The organism is Pseudomonas sp. LPH60 (assembly GCF_030718165.1).
GTDB lineage: Bacteria > Pseudomonadota > Gammaproteobacteria > Pseudomonadales > Pseudomonadaceae > Aquipseudomonas > Aquipseudomonas danubii.
On record NZ_JAVAJH010000009.1, the window covers coordinates 19144 to 37156 of the forward strand.

Annotated in this window: 16 protein-coding genes; all 16 read left to right on the forward strand. The window is 66.1% G+C overall.

The features are described 5' to 3' along the window. Nucleotides 1–94 precede the first annotated feature (94 nt). The 16 genes from Q8O96_RS27045 to Q8O96_RS27120 are packed head-to-tail and all read left to right on the forward strand — an operon-like array spanning nucleotide 95 to nucleotide 17984. On the forward strand, nucleotides 95–1447 hold the full coding sequence (locus tag Q8O96_RS27045) for a UDP-glucose/GDP-mannose dehydrogenase family protein (protein ID WP_180988575.1): 1353 nt from the start codon (nucleotides 95–97) through the stop codon (nucleotides 1445–1447). After that, the gene (locus Q8O96_RS27050) at nucleotides 1444–2463 is read left to right on the forward strand and encodes an NAD-dependent epimerase (RefSeq protein WP_305949752.1); all 1020 of its coding nucleotides are present in this window, start codon (nucleotides 1444–1446) and stop codon (nucleotides 2461–2463) included. Before Q8O96_RS27045 ends, Q8O96_RS27050 begins: the two co-directional genes overlap by 4 nt. 57 nt (nucleotides 2464–2520) lie before the next feature. Continuing rightward, nucleotides 2521–3273, forward strand: coding sequence for a sugar transferase (locus tag Q8O96_RS27055; protein ID WP_102863545.1), 753 nt, complete (start codon nucleotides 2521–2523; stop codon nucleotides 3271–3273). Between the two features lies 1 nt (nucleotide 3274). Next, the gene (locus tag Q8O96_RS27060) at nucleotides 3275–3919 is read left to right on the forward strand and encodes a CpsD/CapB family tyrosine-protein kinase (RefSeq protein WP_102863544.1); all 645 of its coding nucleotides are present in this window, start codon (nucleotides 3275–3277) and stop codon (nucleotides 3917–3919) included. Nucleotides 3920–3941: 22 nt separating this feature from the next. Next, the gene (locus tag Q8O96_RS27065; protein WP_305949753.1) at nucleotides 3942–4961 is read left to right on the forward strand and encodes a polysaccharide biosynthesis/export family protein; all 1020 of its coding nucleotides are present in this window, start codon (nucleotides 3942–3944) and stop codon (nucleotides 4959–4961) included. 11 nt (nucleotides 4962–4972) lie between these two features. Further along, the gene (locus tag Q8O96_RS27070) at nucleotides 4973–6565 is read left to right on the forward strand and encodes a lipopolysaccharide biosynthesis protein (protein ID WP_115580082.1); all 1593 of its coding nucleotides are present in this window, start codon (nucleotides 4973–4975) and stop codon (nucleotides 6563–6565) included. Next, the gene (locus tag Q8O96_RS27075; RefSeq protein WP_115580083.1) at nucleotides 6550–7677 is read left to right on the forward strand and encodes a glycosyltransferase family 4 protein; all 1128 of its coding nucleotides are present in this window, start codon (nucleotides 6550–6552) and stop codon (nucleotides 7675–7677) included. Before Q8O96_RS27070 ends, Q8O96_RS27075 begins: the two co-directional genes overlap by 16 nt. Then, nucleotides 7674–9035 (forward strand): O-antigen ligase, encoded by a 1362-nt coding sequence (locus tag Q8O96_RS27080; RefSeq protein ID WP_305949754.1) that lies wholly within the window; start codon nucleotides 7674–7676, stop codon nucleotides 9033–9035. Before Q8O96_RS27075 ends, Q8O96_RS27080 begins: the two co-directional genes overlap by 4 nt. Before the next feature lie 27 nt (nucleotides 9036–9062). After that, nucleotides 9063–10028 carry a glycosyltransferase family 2 protein gene (locus Q8O96_RS27085; protein ID WP_115580085.1) on the forward strand — a complete coding sequence of 322 codons (966 nt, stop codon included), beginning with the start codon at nucleotides 9063–9065 and terminating at the stop codon, nucleotides 10026–10028. Next, nucleotides 10021–11157, forward strand: a complete 1137-nt coding sequence (locus tag Q8O96_RS27090; RefSeq protein WP_102863538.1) for a glycosyltransferase — start codon at nucleotides 10021–10023, stop codon at nucleotides 11155–11157. Before Q8O96_RS27085 ends, Q8O96_RS27090 begins: the two co-directional genes overlap by 8 nt. Nucleotide 11158: 1 nt before the next feature. After that, complete coding sequence (locus Q8O96_RS27095) at nucleotides 11159–12157, forward strand: polysaccharide deacetylase family protein (protein ID WP_305949755.1); 999 nt, start codon at nucleotides 11159–11161, stop codon at nucleotides 12155–12157. Continuing rightward, nucleotides 12154–13461: a lipopolysaccharide biosynthesis protein gene (locus Q8O96_RS27100; RefSeq protein WP_115580087.1), complete on the forward strand. Its 1308-nt coding sequence runs from the start codon at nucleotides 12154–12156 to the stop codon at nucleotides 13459–13461. Before Q8O96_RS27095 ends, Q8O96_RS27100 begins: the two co-directional genes overlap by 4 nt. Beyond that, the gene (locus Q8O96_RS27105) at nucleotides 13461–15386 is read left to right on the forward strand and encodes a hypothetical protein (protein WP_305949756.1); all 1926 of its coding nucleotides are present in this window, start codon (nucleotides 13461–13463) and stop codon (nucleotides 15384–15386) included. Before Q8O96_RS27100 ends, Q8O96_RS27105 begins: the two co-directional genes overlap by 1 nt. Further along, complete coding sequence (locus tag Q8O96_RS27110) at nucleotides 15383–16087, forward strand: GNAT family N-acetyltransferase (RefSeq protein ID WP_102863534.1); 705 nt, start codon at nucleotides 15383–15385, stop codon at nucleotides 16085–16087. Before Q8O96_RS27105 ends, Q8O96_RS27110 begins: the two co-directional genes overlap by 4 nt. After that, nucleotides 16084–17208, forward strand: coding sequence for a GNAT family N-acetyltransferase (locus Q8O96_RS27115; protein WP_115580088.1), 1125 nt, complete (start codon nucleotides 16084–16086; stop codon nucleotides 17206–17208). Before Q8O96_RS27110 ends, Q8O96_RS27115 begins: the two co-directional genes overlap by 4 nt. Next, nucleotides 17205–17984, forward strand: coding sequence for a ChbG/HpnK family deacetylase (locus Q8O96_RS27120; protein ID WP_305949757.1), 780 nt, complete (start codon nucleotides 17205–17207; stop codon nucleotides 17982–17984). Before Q8O96_RS27115 ends, Q8O96_RS27120 begins: the two co-directional genes overlap by 4 nt. The last annotated feature ends 29 nt before the right edge of the window (nucleotides 17985–18013 follow it).

Consider the following 18013-nt stretch of genomic DNA (forward strand, 5'->3'; position numbering starts at 1 on the left):
AAAAAAGAGCGTGATAGCGGCCATGTGCCACACGCCTTTTCAGAAGGTGAGGCATGCCCTCACCCCAACACTCATCATGGACGAGGTCGTTCCCTTGGAAGTCAGCGTTTTTGGTACTGGCTATGTCGGTCTGGTGCAAGCAGTTGCCCTCGCCGATGTCGGGCATAACGTGGTCTGTGTCGATATCGACAGCCATAAGATTGCCCAGCTGCAACGTTCCATTCCTCCGATTCACGAGCCGGGTCTGGCGACCCTGATCGAAGAGAATCAAAAGGCCGGCCGACTGCACTTCACCACCCAGGCCAGCGATGCAGTGGGCCATGGCCAGGTGATTTTCATCGCAGTCGGCACGCCCTCCAACGAAGACGGCTCGGCGGACCTGGACCATGTCCTGGCGGTGGCCCGCAACATTGCCAGTCTGATGCACAGCGACAAGACTCTGGTGATCAAATCCACCGTACCGGTGGGTACTGCTGACCTGGTGATCGAGACGGTCGCCGAACAACTGGCGGACCTGGGCAAGTCCCAACTGCGGGTGCACGTGGTCTCCAATCCGGAGTTCCTCAAGGAGGGCTCGGCGGTGGCCGACTGCATGCGTCCGGACCGGATCGTCGTCGGCTGTTCCCACGAACGGCCCCGCCAGCAGTTGAGCGAGCTGTATGCACCGTTCAACCACAACCATGACCGCCTGATGTTCATGGATAACCGCAGCGCCGAGCTGGTCAAGTACGCCGCCAACGCGATGCTCGCCACCCGCATCAGCTTCATGAACGAAATGGCCAACCTGGCGGAACGCCTGGGGGTGGACATCAACGCCGTGCGCAAGGGCATCGGCGCCGATCCGCGCATCGGCTACCACTTCATTTACCCCGGCGCCGGTTTCGGCGGCTCCTGCTTCCCCAAGGACCTGCGGGCGCTGATCCACACCGCGGAAAGCCACGGGCTGGAGCCGCACATGCTCAAGACCGTGCGTGACGTCAATGAACAGCAGCGCCATGTGCTGTTTCGCAAGCTCAAGGCGCACTTGGGGGACAACCTCAAGGGCAAGGTCATTGCGTTGTGGGGGCTGGCCTTCAAGCCCAACACCGATGACATGCGCGAAGCCACCAGCCGCTACCTGATGGAAGCGCTGTGGCAGGCCGGGGCCAAGGTCCATGCCTACGACCCTGAAGCCATGACCGAATGCCGACGGCTGTACGGCTACCGCGACGACCTGCAGCTGTGCGCAACCCGTGACGACACCCTGCAAGGCGCAGACGCCCTGGTGATCTGCACCGAGTGGAAAGCCTTTCGCGTGGTGGACTTCAAGCTGCTGCACGACACCCTCAACGATCGCCTGATCGTCGACGGCCGCAACCTGTACAACCCGCAACAGGCAGCGGACGCCGGCCTGCATTACCTGAGCATCGGCCTGCCCTACCGCGTACCGGAGGCGCTGCGCGCATGAATATCCTGATCACCGGGGCCGCCGGTTTCATCGGCGCCCATACCGCACTGCGCTTGCTCAAGGATGGGCATCAGGTCACCGGACTGGATAATTTCAACGACTACTACGACCCCAAGCTCAAACGCGACCGGGTGCGCTGGGTCGAACAGCAAGTGGGACACTTCCCCCTGCAACGCCTGGACCTGGCGGACAGCGAGGGCCTGGAGCGGCTGTTCGCCGAAGTCCGGCCCCAAGTAGTGATCAACCTCGCCGCCCAGGCCGGGGTGCGCTACTCCCTGGAAAACCCCAAGGCCTACCTGGACAGCAACCTCTCGGGCTTCCTCAACCTGCTGGAAATGTGCCGGCGCTACCCGGTGGAGCACCTGATCTACGCCTCATCGAGCTCGGTGTACGGGGCCAACCAGCAGACGCCGTACAAGGTCAGCGACAACGTCGACCACCCGTTGTCGCTGTACGCGGCGAGCAAGAAAGCCAACGAGCTGATGGCCCACAGTTACAGCCACCTGTTCGGGGTGCCGGCCACCGGCCTGCGCTTCTTCACCGTCTACGGTCCCTGGGGCCGGCCGGACATGTCGCCGATCCTGTTCGCCGACGCCATCAGCCAGGGCCGGCCGTTGAAGCTGTTCAACTACGGCCTGCACCAGCGCGACTTCACCTATGTCGACGACATCGTCGAGTCCCTGGTACGCCTGCTGGGCAAGCCGCCGGCGCGCGACCCGCTGTGGGACCGCGAACAACCGGACCCGTCCACCAGCATGGCGCCCTGGCGTCTGTTCAATATCGGCGGCCAGCGCCCGGTGGAACTCAAGGAGTACGTGGCAACCCTGGAAAAGCTCCTCGGACGCCAGGCCCAGGTGGAGTACCTGCCCCTGCAGCCCGGTGACGTGCTCAACACCTGCGCCGACGTCAGTGCCCTGGAAAACCTCACCGGCTTCGGCCCCCAGGTGACCCTGGAAGAGGGCCTGAAGCACTTCGTCCAGTGGTACCTGAGCTACTACCCGGGCGGCGCGTCCTGAGCCCACACCCCTGGGCGTTTTTACCCAACCTTTGCTATGGAAGTATTCCCGGTGGATATGGAAAGACCCTTCTCATTGCCTGCAACCGAGGTGCCGGCGCCTGCTCGCATCGACCGGCGCAACGATCCGTTCCGGCGCAAGGTCCAGGCCGCCATCGAGCTGCAGCAGCATGGCTGGATCAGCGGCCGCGACGGCGGCCGGCCCTGGACCCTGTCACGCAGCAAACGCCTGACCTCGGCGCTGCTGGCGGCGACGCTGCTGGTGCTGCTGTCGCCCGTGCTATTGACGGTCGCGCTGTTGATCAAGCTCACCAGCCCCGGGCCGGTGTTCTTCGTCCAGTTGCGCACCGGTTTTCGTGGCCGGCGCTTCGGCATGTACAAATTCCGCACCATGGTGGTCAACGCCGAAGCCTTGAAGGACTCGGTGCGCCACCTGAACAAGCACGGCCCGGATTCGGTGGACTTCAAGATCGATCGCGACCCGCGGATCACCGGCATCGGCGGTTTCCTGCGGCGCACCAGCCTCGACGAATTGCCGAACCTGATCAACGTGGTGCTCGGCCAGATGCGCATCGTCGGCCCGCGCCCGACCTCGTTCCACGCCCAGACCTACAAGGAACACCACCTCGGGCGCCTGAGCATCTACCCCGGGATCACCGGCCTGTGGCAAGTGTCCGGACGCAGCGACGTGGACTTCGACGGTCGGGTCACCCTCGACATGACCTACATCTTCCAGCAGAGCCCCTGGCTCGACCTGAAGATCCTGATCAAAACCCCTTTCAAGGTCCTCAATGGCCATGGAGCAAGTTGAAATGGCGGCAGCAACCCTAGCCAGTCTGAAGATCCAGCGTCCCAGCGAAAGCAACCTGGCGGTGACCGTGCTCGACCGGGAACTGCGGGTGATCCTGCTGACGGCGGCCAACCGCAACAGCGGCATCACCAGCAGCAGCCTGAGCATGGCCAGCGAACTGGCGCGCACCAGCCGCGGCCGGGTCCTGCTGGTGGACACCAGCCTTTCGGACAACAGCCTGACCCGGCGCCTGGACCTGGGCGAACGCCCCGGCTTTCTCGACCTGGCCCTGGCCGATACCCCGCCGCTCCTGGCGCAGTGCATCGAAAGCAGCGATGAACTGGGCTTCGATTTCCTGCCCCTGGGCCGCCGCCAGCAATACGCCGAGCGCCTGACCCCGGAACTGCTGCAGGAACTGTTGCAGGCCCTGGCCGCGGACTATCGCTTCGTGATCATCGACGGCGACCCGGTGTACAGCAGCGGCGACATCCTCACCCTGAGCACCCAGGTGGACGGCGTGGTGCTGGTGGTGCGCAGCGAGGAAACCCGCTGGGAAGTGGCCCAGGCCGCGGCGCAGCGCCTGATCCAGGCCGAGGCGAAGCTGATCGGCAGCGTGTTCAACGCTCGCAAGTACTACATGCCCAAGTGGGTTTATGACCGTCTCTGACCGGCACAAGGACCGTGTAACCATGAACAAGCCAAGACTCTCCCTGCTGGGCCTGTCGCTGCTGGCGGCCCTGGGCGGCTGCGTCAACCGCGAGCCGCAGCAGATGCCGGTGCAGATCCTCAGCGCCCCGGCCGACCAGGCCCAGCTCACCGAGGTCATGCCCATCGAACAGGTGCTGCGCCCGCAGGACGTGCTGGACGTGATCTTCCACATCGGCACCACCAGCCAGCAGCCGTATCGGGTGCAGCCCGGCGACCAGGTGGACGTGAGCTTTCTCACCGCACCGGAGCTGGGCGGCAGCAAGCTGGTACTGCCCGACGGCAGCATCGACATGCCCTACGTGGGCAATATCCAGGTCGCCGGGCTGTCCGCCGAACAGGCGCGCCAGGCCCTGGAAACGCAGTACGCCAAGGTGCTGAAGAAGCCGCAGATCACCTTCTCGATCTCCCACGCCATGGCCCAGCTGGACAACCTGCGCACCAGCCTGACCAACCCGGCCACCGGCCTGAGCCGGGAGATCGTGGTCGGCTCCGACGGCCGCGCCAGCTTCCCGCTGCTGGGCAGCCTGTCGTTGCAGGGCAAGAGCCTCAGCGAGCTGCAGACCCTGATCAACCAGCGCTACGCCAAGGAAGTGGGCCAGGTCAGCGTCGACGTGCTGCTCAAGACCACCGCGGCCAACGAAGTGTTCGTCATGGGCGAAGTCGGCCAGCCCGGGGCCTATCCGGTGCGCCGGCCGATTTCGGTGCTCGAAGCCCTGACCCTGGCCAAGGGCGCCGGCCCCACCGCGCGCCTGGATTCGGTGGTGATCATGCGGCGCAAGGGCAATCAGGTCGAAGCCCGGGTGTATGACGCCGATGCGGCGCTGGACGGCAAGGCCCTGCAGTTCGCCTACCTGCAACCGGACGACATGCTCTACGTGCCCAAGACCCGCCTGGCCAAGGCCGGCGCCCTGAGCAAGCAGCTGGCGGACGTGATCATGTTCCAGGGTGTCGGGTTCAGCTTCGGCTACCGCGTCGACAACAAAGAAACGAACAACAACTGAGTTCCCTCTTGATGACCAAGATCGAAAACTACCTGCACGAGTTTCTGCTCGTGTTCTTTGTCAATCGACGCCTGATCAAGCGGGTGTTCCTCGGTTTCGCCCTGATTGCGCTGGTGCTGCCGCTGGTGCTCAAGCAGAGCTTCGAGATCACCGCCGAAGTCATTGTGCAGTCCAAGAAACTGTCGCAGACCGACGCCAACACCGTGCTCACCCCGGACAGCGACAAGTTCATCCCGCCGTCCCTGGCGGACATGGAGACCGAGAGCAATATCCTGCGTTCACCAACCCTGATCCGTACCACGATCGAGCAGCTGCGCGGCGAAGGCCAGTTCGGCGGCAGCGAAGGCCTGTTGACCCGCCTGATCTTCAAGCCCATCCGCAATGGCCTGATCGATCCGCTGCGCAACCATGTGATCAACCCGGTACGCGGTTTCTTCGGCCTGGCCGTGGACCCGGTGCGTGACACCAGCCTGGATGCCTTCACCGATCAGGCGGTCAAGGACCTGAAGATCGGCACCCTGCCCGGCTCCAACGTGATCTCCATCGTCTACGCCAGCCCCAATGCCGCCGAAGGCACGCGCTTCGTCGAGCGCCTGCTGGCCAACTACCTGAAGAACCGCCAGGACCTGCAATCCAACGAACTGCCCGAAGCCTTCTACGAGCAGAAGAAGGCCCAGTACCAGTCGCGCCTGGATGACCTGGAAGGCAAGCGCCAGGCGCTGCTGGAAGCGGCCCACGCCTCCGACCCCAAGGAGGAGATCACCTTCCGCCTCAATGCCATCAACACCGAGGAACAGTCCCTCAACGGCTACCGCGACCAGGCCCTGGAGAACCAGCGCCGCCTGGACTACCTGCAGAAGAACCTGGCGGCGGCACGCAAGGCCGGCATCACCGACTACACCTTCCCCTTCGCCTTCGCCAACACCGTGGACAACGTTGCCTACGAAGACCGCGAGATCAAGCAACTGGGCGAACAACTGACCAATCTGGTCAGCCAGTACGGCACCACCGCCGACACCTACCGCGCCGACAGCGTACCGATGCAGCAGCAGCGCGAGCAGATCGTGCGGGCCCGGGCGCAGTTCCTCAAAGTGGTGGAAAACCGTGTTCGCGAGCGCAGCAGCGACCTGCAGATCACCCAATCGGTGATCGCACAGAAAACCGCGCGCATCAACGACTACAAGGCCCGGGTCCGCGACCTGCAGGAAGTGCTGAGCAAGCTGCGCCAACTGGACACTGAAATCGACGCCTTGCACAAAGCCTTCTTCACCTACACCCAGCGCTACGAAGAGAGCCGCGGCGAGCGCCTGATCAGTGGCGAGCTGTCCAACGCCCGGGTGCTCAGCCAGCCTTACGAACCCAGCGAAGCGGCCTTTCCCAAGCCCATGCTGATCATTCCCCTGGGCTTGCTCACCGGCCTGCTGCTGGCGATTGCCCTGGGTTATGTCTACGAGTTCTTCGATCACCGCTTCAAGCATCCGGCCCAGGTCAGCGATCACCTCGGCTTGCCGGTACTGATGGTGCTCAACGCGGTTGAAGAGCAACAGGTCAATCCCTATCCACGCTGGACCTGGCGCTGGGCCTGGTATTGGGCCAAACAGTGAACGACCTGAGCCTGGCCGCACAGCCTATCGTGCACCTGATCCACAGCGGCGGCTTCTATGGCGCCGAACGCATGCTGCTGGATCATTGCCGGATCACTCCGGGACAGCATCGGGTGGTGTTCATCAATGCCCCGCAGAGCTTGCTGCAGCGGTTCAGCGAGGCCGGTGTGGCCAGCCATAACTGCCACTGTCTGAAGGCGCTGCTGGCCCATCTGCGGCAGCAGCCCGGCCTGCTCAACGCCCACAACTTCAAGGCCCAGGTGTTCGCCTGGGTCTGTGCCCGGCGCCTGCAACTGCCCCTGGTGCTGACCCAGCACGGCTTCACGCCGCGCAGCCTGAAACAGAAGCTCTACACCTGGATCAGCCTGCGCCTGTGCCGCAGCCCTCAGGTGCGCCGGGTGGCCTGTGTGGCCCAAAGCATTGCCCAGTTGCACCGCCAGGCCGGCGTGGCCGAGGGCAAGCTGCGGGTCATTCCCAACGGCCTGCCCGAGCCCAAGCGGGTGCTGCCGGTGAACCAGGATGGGCCGCCGCTGCGGGAGGCCGAAATACGCCGCGACGAGATGGAGCCGATGGTGGGCTTCGTCGGACGCCTGAGCGCGGAAAAGGGCCCGGACCTGTTTCTCGACGCACTGATCAGCCTGTGCCGGCAGCGCCCCACGCTTAAGGCGGTGTTGCTCGGTGACGGCGAACAGAACCAGGCCCTGCGCCAGCGCATCGACGCCGCCGGGCTGTCGCTGCGCATTCTGTTGCCCGGTTACCAGCAGGACATGCAGCCCTGGCTCAAGCGCCTGAATGTGCTGGTGCTCAGTTCGCGCACCGAAGGCACGCCGATGATCCTGCTGGAAGCCATGCAGGCCGGCACCCCGGTGGTGGCCTTTGCCGTGGGCGGCATTCCCGATGTCCTGCAACACCGGCAGAACGGCTTGCTGGCCAAGCCCCTGGACAGCGTCGATCTGGAGCGGCGCATCGGCCAATTGCTGGATGACCCGGCCCTGGCCGAGGAACTGGCCCAGGCCGCCCGCGTCACCCAGCGCAAGCACTATCACCTGCCCACCCTGGCCCGCAGCTGGGATGAGCTGTATCGCCTGGCCAGGGAGAGCACCCCGGTATGATCGCCGCCCCGTTTCTCGGCCTCCTCTTGGGCCTGGCCAGCCTGCTGCTGCTCGCCAGCCCCTGGCCGTTTCTGGCGCCGCTGGTGGTGGTCGGGCTGGTGGGCCTGGCCCTGCTCTACCGCCGCCCGGGTTGGGGCCTGCTGGGCATCTGCGCCCTGGTGCCCTTCGAGGGCCTGTTCAAGGACAGCGCGTTCTCCGGGGCCAAGCTGCTGGGGGCCTCGCTGATCCTGATCATGCTGTTCAAGCTGCTGTTGCGGCACATCCCCGATACCCGCCTGCGCAGCAACCTGTGGCGGGCCCTGGGGCCGTTCCTGCTGTGCCTGCTGCTGAGCCTGATGTACAGCGAGAACCTGCTGGTGTCCCTGGACAGCCTGCGGGAGCTGGCCGTGGGCCTGGTGCTGTTCTTCGTCACCTTGCTGATCGCCCGGGAAACCCACCTGCTGATGCTCTGTCGCCTGCTGGCGGTCAGCGTGGCCATCACCTGTGTGATCGCGCTGATCTCCGCCAAGTACCAGGTCGGCGGCCGGGCCATCGGCCTGCTGCAGGACGCCAACTACTTCGCCCTGCTGATCGCCATGGCGGTGCCGCCGGCGATCCTCCTCGCCCTGCGCTCGCCCCACTGGCCGGGGCGACTGTTCTGGGTCGGCATCAGCCTGACCCTGATGGCCGGGATGACCAAGACCGACTCGCGCTCCGGCCTGTTGGTGGTGCTGTTCACCATCGCCATTGGCCTGTGGCACTACCGCGACCGGCTCAAGGGCCTGCGGCCCAAGCACCTGGGGTTCGCCATGTTCGCCGTGGCGATCGTCGTGCCCCTGGGCATCGCCGTGCTGCCAGCCGAATACGTGGCGCGAATTCAGTCCCTGAGCATGCTCAAGTCCGGCGCGCATTCGGCGGACACCTCCCTGGGCCGACGGACTTCCTACCTGGTGGTGGGCGGCCAGATGATCCGCAAGAACCCGCTGCTGGGCTCGGGCCTGGGCACCTTCCCGATTCATTACGCGCAGACCGGCTTCGCCAGCAGCTTCTCGGAAAACATGAACGAGCCCGACCTGTTCCGCCGGGCCCACAACACCTACCTGGAACTGTTCAGCGAACTGGGCATTCCCGGCGGCTTGAGCTTCGTGGTGCTGATGCTCATGGGCCTGCGCAACTTCGAGCGGGCGCGCCAGGGCTTCCTCGCCCGGGGCCAGCGTGAACAGGCGGACATCGCCACCCACCTGGGCCTGAGCCTGTTGGCCATGGCGCTGTTCCTGCTGTTTCTCAGCGCGCCGAACCACAAGTACCTGTGGATCTTCCTGGCCCTGTCCAGCGTGCTGCGGCTCGAAGCCGAAGAAGATCCGGCGCCCACCTCATAAATGCAAACCTGGCCAAGGGAGGCAAAGATGCAAAGGATCAGCGTGATCGTGCCCATGTACAACGAGGCACGTCACATCACCCGGACCCTGGACAGCGTGATCCTCGCCGCCCGGGTCGCAGCCATCGACTACGAGTTGATCGTGGTGGACAACGGCTCCACCGACCAGGGGCCGCAACGGGCCCGTGAGCTGGGCGCGCGGGTGCTGCTGTGCCCGGGCCTGGGCATCGGCGCCTTGCGCAATCGCGGCGCCGCCGTGGCCACTGGCGATTGCCTGGCGTTTCTCGACGCCGACATCGAGGTGCCCGGCAACTGGCTGCAACTCTGGCAGCAGGCCCTGGCGGACAACCGCGCCGAGGTCTTTGCCCTGGACTGCGCCGCCCCGGACTGCGCGCCCTGGTTCGCCCGGGCCTGGCAGCGCCGCAGCCTGGCTGGCAGTCAGCCGGCGCGCCTGCTGCATTGGATGCCGACCCCCAACCTGTGCCTGAAACGGGTCTGGTTCGAGCGGGTCGGCGGCTTCGACGAACACTTGCGCACCGGCGAAGACAAGGACTTTGGTCTGCGGCTGCACGCGGCCGGCGCCCGCCAGTTGAGCCTGTCTGAGCCCCAGGTGCTGCATTGGGGCTTTGAAGGCAGTTGGGGCGAGTGGGCCGGCAAGGAGCGCTGGCGCCAGGGCAGCCACCTGCAGTTGCTCAAGGGGGGCGGCCTCAACCTGCGTCTGTTGCGCTTTCCCCTGCTGTGCCTGAGCTGTGCCTTGCTGAGCCTGCTGGCGCTGTTCGGCCTGCTGCTGGGCCAGCCGGGCGCCGCCGCGCTATGCCTGCTGCTGGGTTCCCTGGCGCCTCTGGTCCTGGCCCTGCGCCAGGGGCTGCGCCAGCGCGATCTGCTGTTTGTCCTGCAACTCTGGCTGCTGCATTGGGTGCGCTTGCACCTGGGCGCCGTGGCCCTGGTGCAGGGTCTGTTCAACCGTTCTGTCGTGAGACCTGACCGTGGCTAACACTATTTTCTGGCTGTGCCTGTTACTGCCCTTCTATGCCTGGATCGGTTATCCGCTGCTACTGGCCCTGCTCAGCCTGTTCGTGCGGCCGCGCCCGCTGCAGGCGGGTGAGCCGCTGTCGGTCAGCGTGATCATCGCCGCCCACAACGAAGGCCCGCACATCGAGCACAAGCTGCGCACCTTGCTGCAGCAGGACTACCCAGCCACGGACCTGCAGATCATCCTCGCCAGCGACGGTTCCAGCGACGATACCGTGGCCACCGCCCTGGCGGTGCGCGACTCGCGGGTGCTGGTCCTGGACCTGCCCCGGGTGGGCAAGGCCGGGGCCCTGAACGCCGCAGTGGAACTGGCGCGCAACGACATCCTGGTGTTCACCGACGCCGACAACCAATGGTCCGGCGACACCCTGGGCAAGCTCCTGGCGCCCCTGGCCGACCCACAGGTTGGCGCCTGCGGCGGGCACATGATCATCCCCGACCCGGGGCACAACCTGAGCCTGGGCGACAGCCTGTACCGGCACTACGAAGCCTGGTTGCGCCAGGCCGAGAACCGCACCGGCTGCATGGTGTCCGCCGACGGCGCGCTGCTGGCCCTGCGCCGCGAGCTGTTCCAGCGCATTCCCGCCGAGGTCAACGATGACTTCTTCATCAGCACCTGCGCCCCGGTGGCCGGCAAGCGCATCGTCTATGTGGAGGAGGCCCAGGTCCTGGACCAGGGCGTGGACGAAGCCGGCAAGCAATATCGCCGGCGCCTGCGGGTCACGGTCGGCGGCCTGCAGAGCCTGGCTCAGCGCCGCGAGCTGATGAACCCCTTGCGCCACGGTGCCTACGCCATTGCCCTGATCAGCCACAAGCTGATCCGCCGCCTGGCCCCGGTGCTGTTGCTGCCATTGCTGTTGAGCAATCTGTGGCTGTGGAACGCCGGCGCCTTCTACAGCCTGGGCCTGGCGGCCCAACTGCTGGGTTACGCGGCCGGCGTGATGGGGCTGCTGGACAGTCGCGGGCGCCTGCCCAAGGTATTTCGTCTCGCCGGCTTCGTGCTGGTGACCCTGGCCGGCATGAGCATGGGCCTCTGGCAGTTTCTCCGCGGGCGGCGCTACGCCCTGTGGAACCCACAACAGAATCGCTGACATGGCCATCAAACAATCCTTCAAGCGCCTGCTGGGCAGCGCCTATCTGCACAGCTTCGGCCGTATCCGTCTGAGCGACGCCGGCGCGGTGCTGATGCTGCACCGGGTAGTGGCCGATTCCGCGCAAGCCAGCCTGCCCCATCGGGCGCCGCTGTGCGTCGGCCAGGGGCATTTCGAACACTTGCTGCGCTGGCTGCGTCGGCACTTCGACTGTGTGCCCCTGCAGCACCTGCTGGAGTTGCCTGCGGGCGACCGGCCCCGGGTGGCCCTGACCTTCGATGATGGCTGGCGGGACAATGCCGAGGTCGCCTATCCCCTGCTGGAGCGCTACGAGATGCCGGCGAGCATCTTCCTGTCCACGGACTACATCGGCAAGCGCCAGGGTTTCTGGTGGGAGTCCATTGGTGAAACCCTGTGGCAACAGGCCGACAGCGCCGCCGCTCAACCGCTGTTGACACAGTTGCGGGCCCTGGCACTGGCACCACCACCGGAGCTATTGCAACCCGGCGCCAGCCGCGCTCGCAGCAGCATCCTCGGGGGCTATCTGCAACAGCTCAAAGGCCTGCCGCCCCAGACCCTGCAAGCCCTGGCCGACAGTTGCCCCGACGACAGCGCGCCCCACAGCCTGGACTGGGCCCAGGTCCAGCGCCTGGAACGCTCGGCACTGGTGCGCTTTGGTCCCCATGGTGCCAGCCACGGCATTCTCACCCGGCTTGACGGCGCCGCGATGCGGGCCGATCTGCAGCGCTCCCACCACGCCTTGCAGGAGCACTGCCAGGCGCCGCTGGGGGTCTATTGCTACCCCAATGGCGATCACAATCCCGAGGTGCGCGCAGCGGTGGCCGAACTGGGTTATCGCTATGCCCTGGGTACCCGCCCGGGGCTGATCGAGGCCGATGGCAATCCGCTGCTGGCCCTGCCCCGCATCGATGTCAGCCACGCCAGCGCCGGACGCCCCGGGCTGCTGGCCTGGCGCCTGCTCCAGGGAGCCCGGGCATGAAGCGCGGCAGCTACCTCTGGCACCTGGCCCTGAGCATGGGCACCCGACTGGCGATGATCGGCCTGCGGCTGCTGCGCAACGTGTTGCTGGCGCGCCTTCTGGGCCCGGCGGATCGCGGCCTGTTCGCCCTGCTCAGCACCCTGCCGGACCTGATCGCGGCCCTGACCAGCGGCGGCCTCAATACCGCCGTCGGCTATGAAGCCGCCCGCCAACGCCCCATGGGACTGTTGCTGACTCAGGTGCTGGTCTACGGCTGCCTGCTGGCCAGCCTGCTGACTCTGGCCGGGCTGGCCCTGATGAACACTTGGGGCAGCCACTGGGAACTGAGCCTGCAACTGGGCGACCTGGCCTGGCTGTTGCTGCTGGCGGTGCCGATCACCGTGCTCAAGAGCGGTCTCTTGACCCTGCACAACGCCGACGGTCGGGTCGAGGCCTTCAATGCCCTGCGCCTGCTGGAATCCCTGGTGCCGCTGCTGCTGTTCGTCGGGCTGTGGTGGGTCTGGCGCGACCAGCCGCTGTCGGCGGCCCTGGTCAGTTGGCTGGGCGGCACCGTGCTGGTGGTGGTGGTCGGCTGGTGCTGGCTGCGCCGCTGGCATGACCTGCGCTTGCGCTGGCAGGCCGGTGAGCAGGGCAAGCTGCTGCGCTACAGCGCCCAGAGCCACCCGGGGGTGTTGTCGCAACAGTTGATGCTGCGCTCGGACTACCTGTTCATCGGCGCCCTGCTGGACCCCGTCGCCCTGGGCTGGTACGCCATGGCCAGCGCCGCCGCCGAACTGCTGCTGATCATTCCCGAGGCGGTGACCACGCCGCTGATGAAACGCCTGCTGCAGCAAGGTTCCGGTATCGAAGAGCTGACGGCCCTGGCCCTGCGCCTGACGGCCACGGTAATGCTTGGCGCCTGCCTGGGCATGGCGCTGATCGGCCAGTGGCTGATCGTCACCCTGTTCGGCGCCGCCTACGCCCCAGCCTACGACGCGCTGCTGGCCCTGCTGCCGGGGCTGTTCGGCCTGTGCTACGCCAGCATCCTGCGCCTGGACCTGCTGGGCAAACAGCGCCCCGGCAGCCTGTCGCTGCTGCTGGCCGGTGGCGCGCTGCTGAACCTGATCCTCAACGCGGTATTGATTGCGCCACTGGGCATCGTCGGCGCCGGCCTGGCCTCGTCGATGGCCTACCTGGCGGTGAGCCTGGTGATGCTCGGCCTGTACTGCCACCTCAGCGGCGTGGCCTGGTACCGCACCCTGATCCTGCTACCTGGAGACATTGTCTACGTGCGCCATCTACTGCGCCCTAAGGAAACGGCCTGATGAAACCCTGTTCCCTGCTCGCCCTGATGCTGATCGCGGCGGCCTCATCCCTGCACGCGGAGCCCATGCAATGGGGGGATATCCGCGACGGCAGCCTGTATCTGCAAGCCGACCGCGCCGACACCCTGCAACTGCGCTGGAGCCCGGCCTGGCAAAGCGACGCCAACCAGGAACAGCTGTACCTGCTGCAACCGGACGGCCAGTTGCTGCAACAGCTGGACATCCGCGCCGACCAACCTTACGGCCAGCGGGAGATCCAGCTGCCCGCCGCCCGCGGCGACTATCGCCTGCAAGTGCCGGGCTACAGCTTTCGCAACTTCAAGGTCGGCCACGACCGTTCGACCCTGGCCCAGTTCGAGCCGGCCAAGGTGCATTTCAGTGCCGATGTGCCCAGCGGCGTCGAGCTGTACTTTCGCGTGGCCGCTGGCGAGCAGGCGCTGCTGGCGGGCAAGTACTACGGCGGGGTCAGCGTGCTTCAGGCCACGCGCCTGAGCGACGGCCAGCAGGTACGCCTGCCGTTGGTGGAGCACCCGCAATATGGGCAATTCGACCAGAGCGCCTTGCCGGTGGCCCAGCAGGACGAAGTCTGGCGCCTGTCCCTGGGCGGCTCCGGCAAGGTGGCGTTCTGGCTCGACGGCACTGCCAACCTGTTCGCCCAGGACCTGCGTCAGCTGCACCCGCTGCAATGGACCCCGGCGCGGGTCGAGCTGCGCCTCAAACCCCAGGTGCGCGGTCCCAGCCCGCACCTGGGGATCGCCCTGCCCTATGCCGAGCCGCCGTCGTCGACCTTCGAACTGCTGCGCGCCCTGGGCCCGCAGGCTGCCAACTTCTACAGCTTCGTCGATGTGATCCAGCAAGAACCCCAGCGGGAAATCACCTTTCGCCGGCTGTACCGCGAAGACTTCAAGATCGAGCGCGACATCACCTTGCTGGCCGGCACCGGCCGCCGGGCCGTGCTGGACGCCGACAGCGCCACCCTGGCCGGGCTCGACGCCTGGCTGGCGGACAGCGTGCGCCTGGGCAACCAGGGCCTGCATTACCTGGCCTTTGCCGACGAACCCAACCTCAACTTCCCCAGCTACGCAGCGTTTGCCGCCTATTTTGCGCAGATGCTGGAACACACCAAGGCCAACTCCGACGCGCGCGCCGCCGGAGTGCGCATTGCCATGCCGGTGAGTTCACGACTGCTGGACGGTCCCTTTCGCATTGGCGCCGGGCAACGCCGGGGCATCGACTGGGCCCGGCAATTGCTGGCCGAACACGGTGCCGACATCGATGCCCTGGCCTGGCACGAATGGATGGTCCGCGACCTGCTGGCCACCCGTCGCTATCGCACCAGCGTGCGCGCCGCCGCCGATCTGGTGGGGCTCGATGAGCAGGGCCGGCCACGCAAGGCGCTGTTGCTGAGCCAGACCAACATCTCCAGTGGCCCGGACCTGAGCCCTTATCAGCAGGACACCCACTACGCCGCCCTGTGGTGGACCTCGGTGGTGATCAACGCCTCCCAGGACGGCCTGCTGGACATGCTCAACTGGTTCCAGGCCGCCGACGAACCCGACTACCCCAAGGGCATGCTGTCGCAGCAGGATGCCCAGCGCTTCAGCCTGAAGCCGGTGGCCATGGCCCAGCAGTTCATCCGGCAGCATTGGCTGGGCCAGGTCCAGGCCCTGGACAACCCCTCCTTTGAGGTGGATGCCCTGGCCCTGCGCGACGGTCAGCGCCACAGCCTGCTGGGGGTGGCCAAGACGCCGCGCACGCAAAACATCGAACTGGGCGACGCCACCATCTGCCAAGCGAGCCCCACCCTCGAACTGCTGGGCGCCGATGGCCGCAGCCGTCACACCGAGCTGCACTGCAGCGATGGCCGGGCCAGCTTCCAAGTGCCCGGTGAAACCCTGTTTGCCTTGACCTGGACAACCCTATGAGTCGCTTGACCGGCCTGTTGGCCAAAATCCGCCGCAAGGGCCTGCGGGGCAGCCTGCGGGTCTTTTCTGAACGCTTCTTCTATTACCACTGGGAGCTGCTGACCCTGGAGCGCTCCCTGGCCTTGCCGGTGCCCTGCCCCATCAACCCCAGCCGCTGGCCCCAGGTGCCCATTACCCGGGAGTTGCTGCCGGCCTTCGACAAGTACTTCAAGGCCCAGTTGCCGGCCATTCGCGGCCTGCTGGACAAGGGCAACCGGGGCAGCGCGCACCTGGATCCGGACGGCAACGTGATGATGATGGTCTGGGTCAGCGAGCGCGATTACTACGACGATCAGCTGTACCGCTGCTGGATGCGCATGCCGCCGGGCTGCCTGTATCAGTTCGCCGGTGAATGCGCGCCGCCGTTTCGCGGCTCGGGGGTGGTGATCCTGGCGCAGAAGATGCTCTGGGACGAGTACCGCGAGCGGGGCTTCAAAGCCACCCGGGCCCTGGTCAATGTGCGCAACGAGCCGGCGCTGAAGATGCACATGCGCCTGGGTTTCCAGGAAGTCGGCGAATCCCTGCACGTCTACTGCCTGCTGCGCTGCCTGCATTTCCACCGGCGTCGCCCTTATCACCAGACGCGCCTGCATCACCTGCGCCGGGGTCGCTTGGCCGAGTCACCGGCCCCAGCCACTGAAATAGACAAGGAGCGAACGTGAACCTGCGTTGGCAATGGTGCACCAGCCTGAGTGCCCAGGATTTCCCCGTAAAGGCCTATGAACAGCTGCGACAAACCGTCGAGCAGGCCACGCCGTTCAATCGTTTGAGCTGGTTGCGAGGCGCCGAACAGGCACTGCAGGATCAGCAGCTGCAGATTCTGCTGGGCTGGCAGGACCAGCGCCTGCTGCTGTGCCTGCCGCTGATCCGCGGCCGCGAATCCAGGGCCGGGCTGACCCTGCAGGTGGTCCGCCACCTGGGCCATCCGTTGAGCGACCGCCTGGCGCTGCTGGTGGCCGCTCCAGCACAAGACGCCATGCCCGCGGCCCTGCGGGAAATCCGCCGGCAACTGCCCCATGACCTGCTGCAATTCCATGAACTGGTGGATGCCGCCCCCCTGCTGGCGCCCTGGCGCCGGGCAAGCGGGTACAGCGAACAGTCCCTGAGCTGCCGCGCGCCAGAACACCTGATCGTCCCCAGCGACCAGGAGGAAGCCAGCGGCACCCTGCGTTACGAGCTGCGCCGGGCCAAAAAGCGCTGTGCGGAGATTGACGCCCGGGTGATCCGCGTGACGCCCCAGGCCGACGGTATCGATGCAGTACTGGAGATGCTCCGCGAGGTGGAACAGGCCAGCTGGAAAGGCGCCGACGGCCTGGGGATCTTCTCCGGAGCACAGCGCCAACAGTGGATGCACACGGCGTTGCATGGCCTGGCGGCCGAGGGTTGCGTGCGGGTGGTGATGCTGGAACACCAGGGCCGCTGCATCAGCTATCGCCTGGGCCTGCTGGAGCGCGGTCGCCTGTATGACTACAACATCGCCTTCCTCGCCGACTACGCCAACCTGGGCAGTGGCCGCCTGCTGCTGGACGAATGGATTCGCTGGGGCCTGGAGGAAGGCTGGCAGTGGGTGGACGCCTCCCGGGTCAGCCTAAGCCGCTCCAGCCATCAGTTGCATGAACGCATGAGCGGCCTGGTGGAGCACCAGCGCTGGAGCTTCTACTCCTGGCGTCCCCGGGGCCTGCTGGCCGGTGTCGCCGAGCGCCTCTGGCAACAGCTCAAACCTCATCTCAAGGCCTGGCGCGAGCGCCGCCAGACCACCACCGCACAAGGGGCTCGCCCATGAAACACACCCTGACCGTCACCCGAGCGCAGCGGGTCATCGTCAACGCCGACGACTTCGGCCTCGACCCGGACTACAACCAACTGACCCTGCGTGCCTTCCAGCGCGGGGTGATCAGCTCCGCCACCCTGATGGCCAACATGCCGGCCTTCGAGGATGCCTGTCGCCTCAGCCACGAGCACGCCCTGCTGGGACGCATAGGCCTGCATTTCAACCTGACCTACGGCGCGCCCCTGAGCCAGGGCATCCGCAGCCAGGCTCTGTTCTGCAATGCCCAGGGGCAGTTCGACCTGAACCTGCCGCGCTCCGTCCTGCGCCTGCCGCCGGCAGCTGCCGAGGCCGTGTGGCAGGAACTGGCGGCGCAATGGCAGCGCTGTGTCGACCAGGGGCTGCGGCCCAGTCATATCGACTCCCACCAGCACGTGCACAATCTGTGGCCGGTGGCGGCCATCGTTGCCCGCTTCGCCGCCCGCCAAGGGGTGCCGGTGCGCCTGGCGCGCAATGTCGGCGGCAATATCGGCCCCCTCAAGCGCCTGTTCAAAAGTGCGTTGAACCGGCGTATTGGCTGGCTTGCGGGACGCTGGGTGAACACGGTGTGTACGCCGAAGGATCTGCTGGACGGCTTCATCCCCGCGGGGGTGGTCGAAGTGGTGACCCACCCGACGCAGTTGGCCGACGGCGATTTTGGCGACGATTACCTGCCCCCGGAACAATCCCTGGAGCAACTGTTGAACCGCGCCTTGCCCAGTCATCAGCGGATTGCCTACAGCGAACTGTGAAACCGGACCGGGCGTGACCCGGGAGCAGT

Excerpts from the sequence above, each read along its gene's own strand:
- Q8O96_RS27050 (WP_305949752.1), top strand. The coding sequence starts at position 1,444 with ATGAATATCCTGATCACCGGGGCCGCCGGTTTCATCGGCGCCCATACC.
- Q8O96_RS27055 (WP_102863545.1), top strand. The coding sequence starts at position 2,521 with ATGGAAAGACCCTTCTCATTGCCTGCAACCGAGGTGCCGGCGCCTGCT.
- Q8O96_RS27060 (WP_102863544.1), top strand. The coding sequence starts at position 3,275 with ATGGCGGCAGCAACCCTAGCCAGTCTGAAGATCCAGCGTCCCAGCGAA.
- Q8O96_RS27065 (WP_305949753.1), top strand. The coding sequence starts at position 3,942 with ATGAACAAGCCAAGACTCTCCCTGCTGGGCCTGTCGCTGCTGGCGGCC.
- Q8O96_RS27070 (WP_115580082.1), top strand. The coding sequence starts at position 4,973 with ATGACCAAGATCGAAAACTACCTGCACGAGTTTCTGCTCGTGTTCTTT.
- Q8O96_RS27080 (WP_305949754.1), top strand. The coding sequence starts at position 7,674 with ATGATCGCCGCCCCGTTTCTCGGCCTCCTCTTGGGCCTGGCCAGCCTG.
- Q8O96_RS27085 (WP_115580085.1), top strand. The coding sequence starts at position 9,063 with ATGCAAAGGATCAGCGTGATCGTGCCCATGTACAACGAGGCACGTCAC.
- Q8O96_RS27095 (WP_305949755.1), top strand. The coding sequence starts at position 11,159 with ATGGCCATCAAACAATCCTTCAAGCGCCTGCTGGGCAGCGCCTATCTG.
- Q8O96_RS27100 (WP_115580087.1), top strand. The coding sequence starts at position 12,154 with ATGAAGCGCGGCAGCTACCTCTGGCACCTGGCCCTGAGCATGGGCACC.
- Q8O96_RS27105 (WP_305949756.1), top strand. The coding sequence starts at position 13,461 with ATGAAACCCTGTTCCCTGCTCGCCCTGATGCTGATCGCGGCGGCCTCA.
- Q8O96_RS27110 (WP_102863534.1), top strand. The coding sequence starts at position 15,383 with ATGAGTCGCTTGACCGGCCTGTTGGCCAAAATCCGCCGCAAGGGCCTG.
- Q8O96_RS27120 (WP_305949757.1), top strand. The coding sequence starts at position 17,205 with ATGAAACACACCCTGACCGTCACCCGAGCGCAGCGGGTCATCGTCAAC.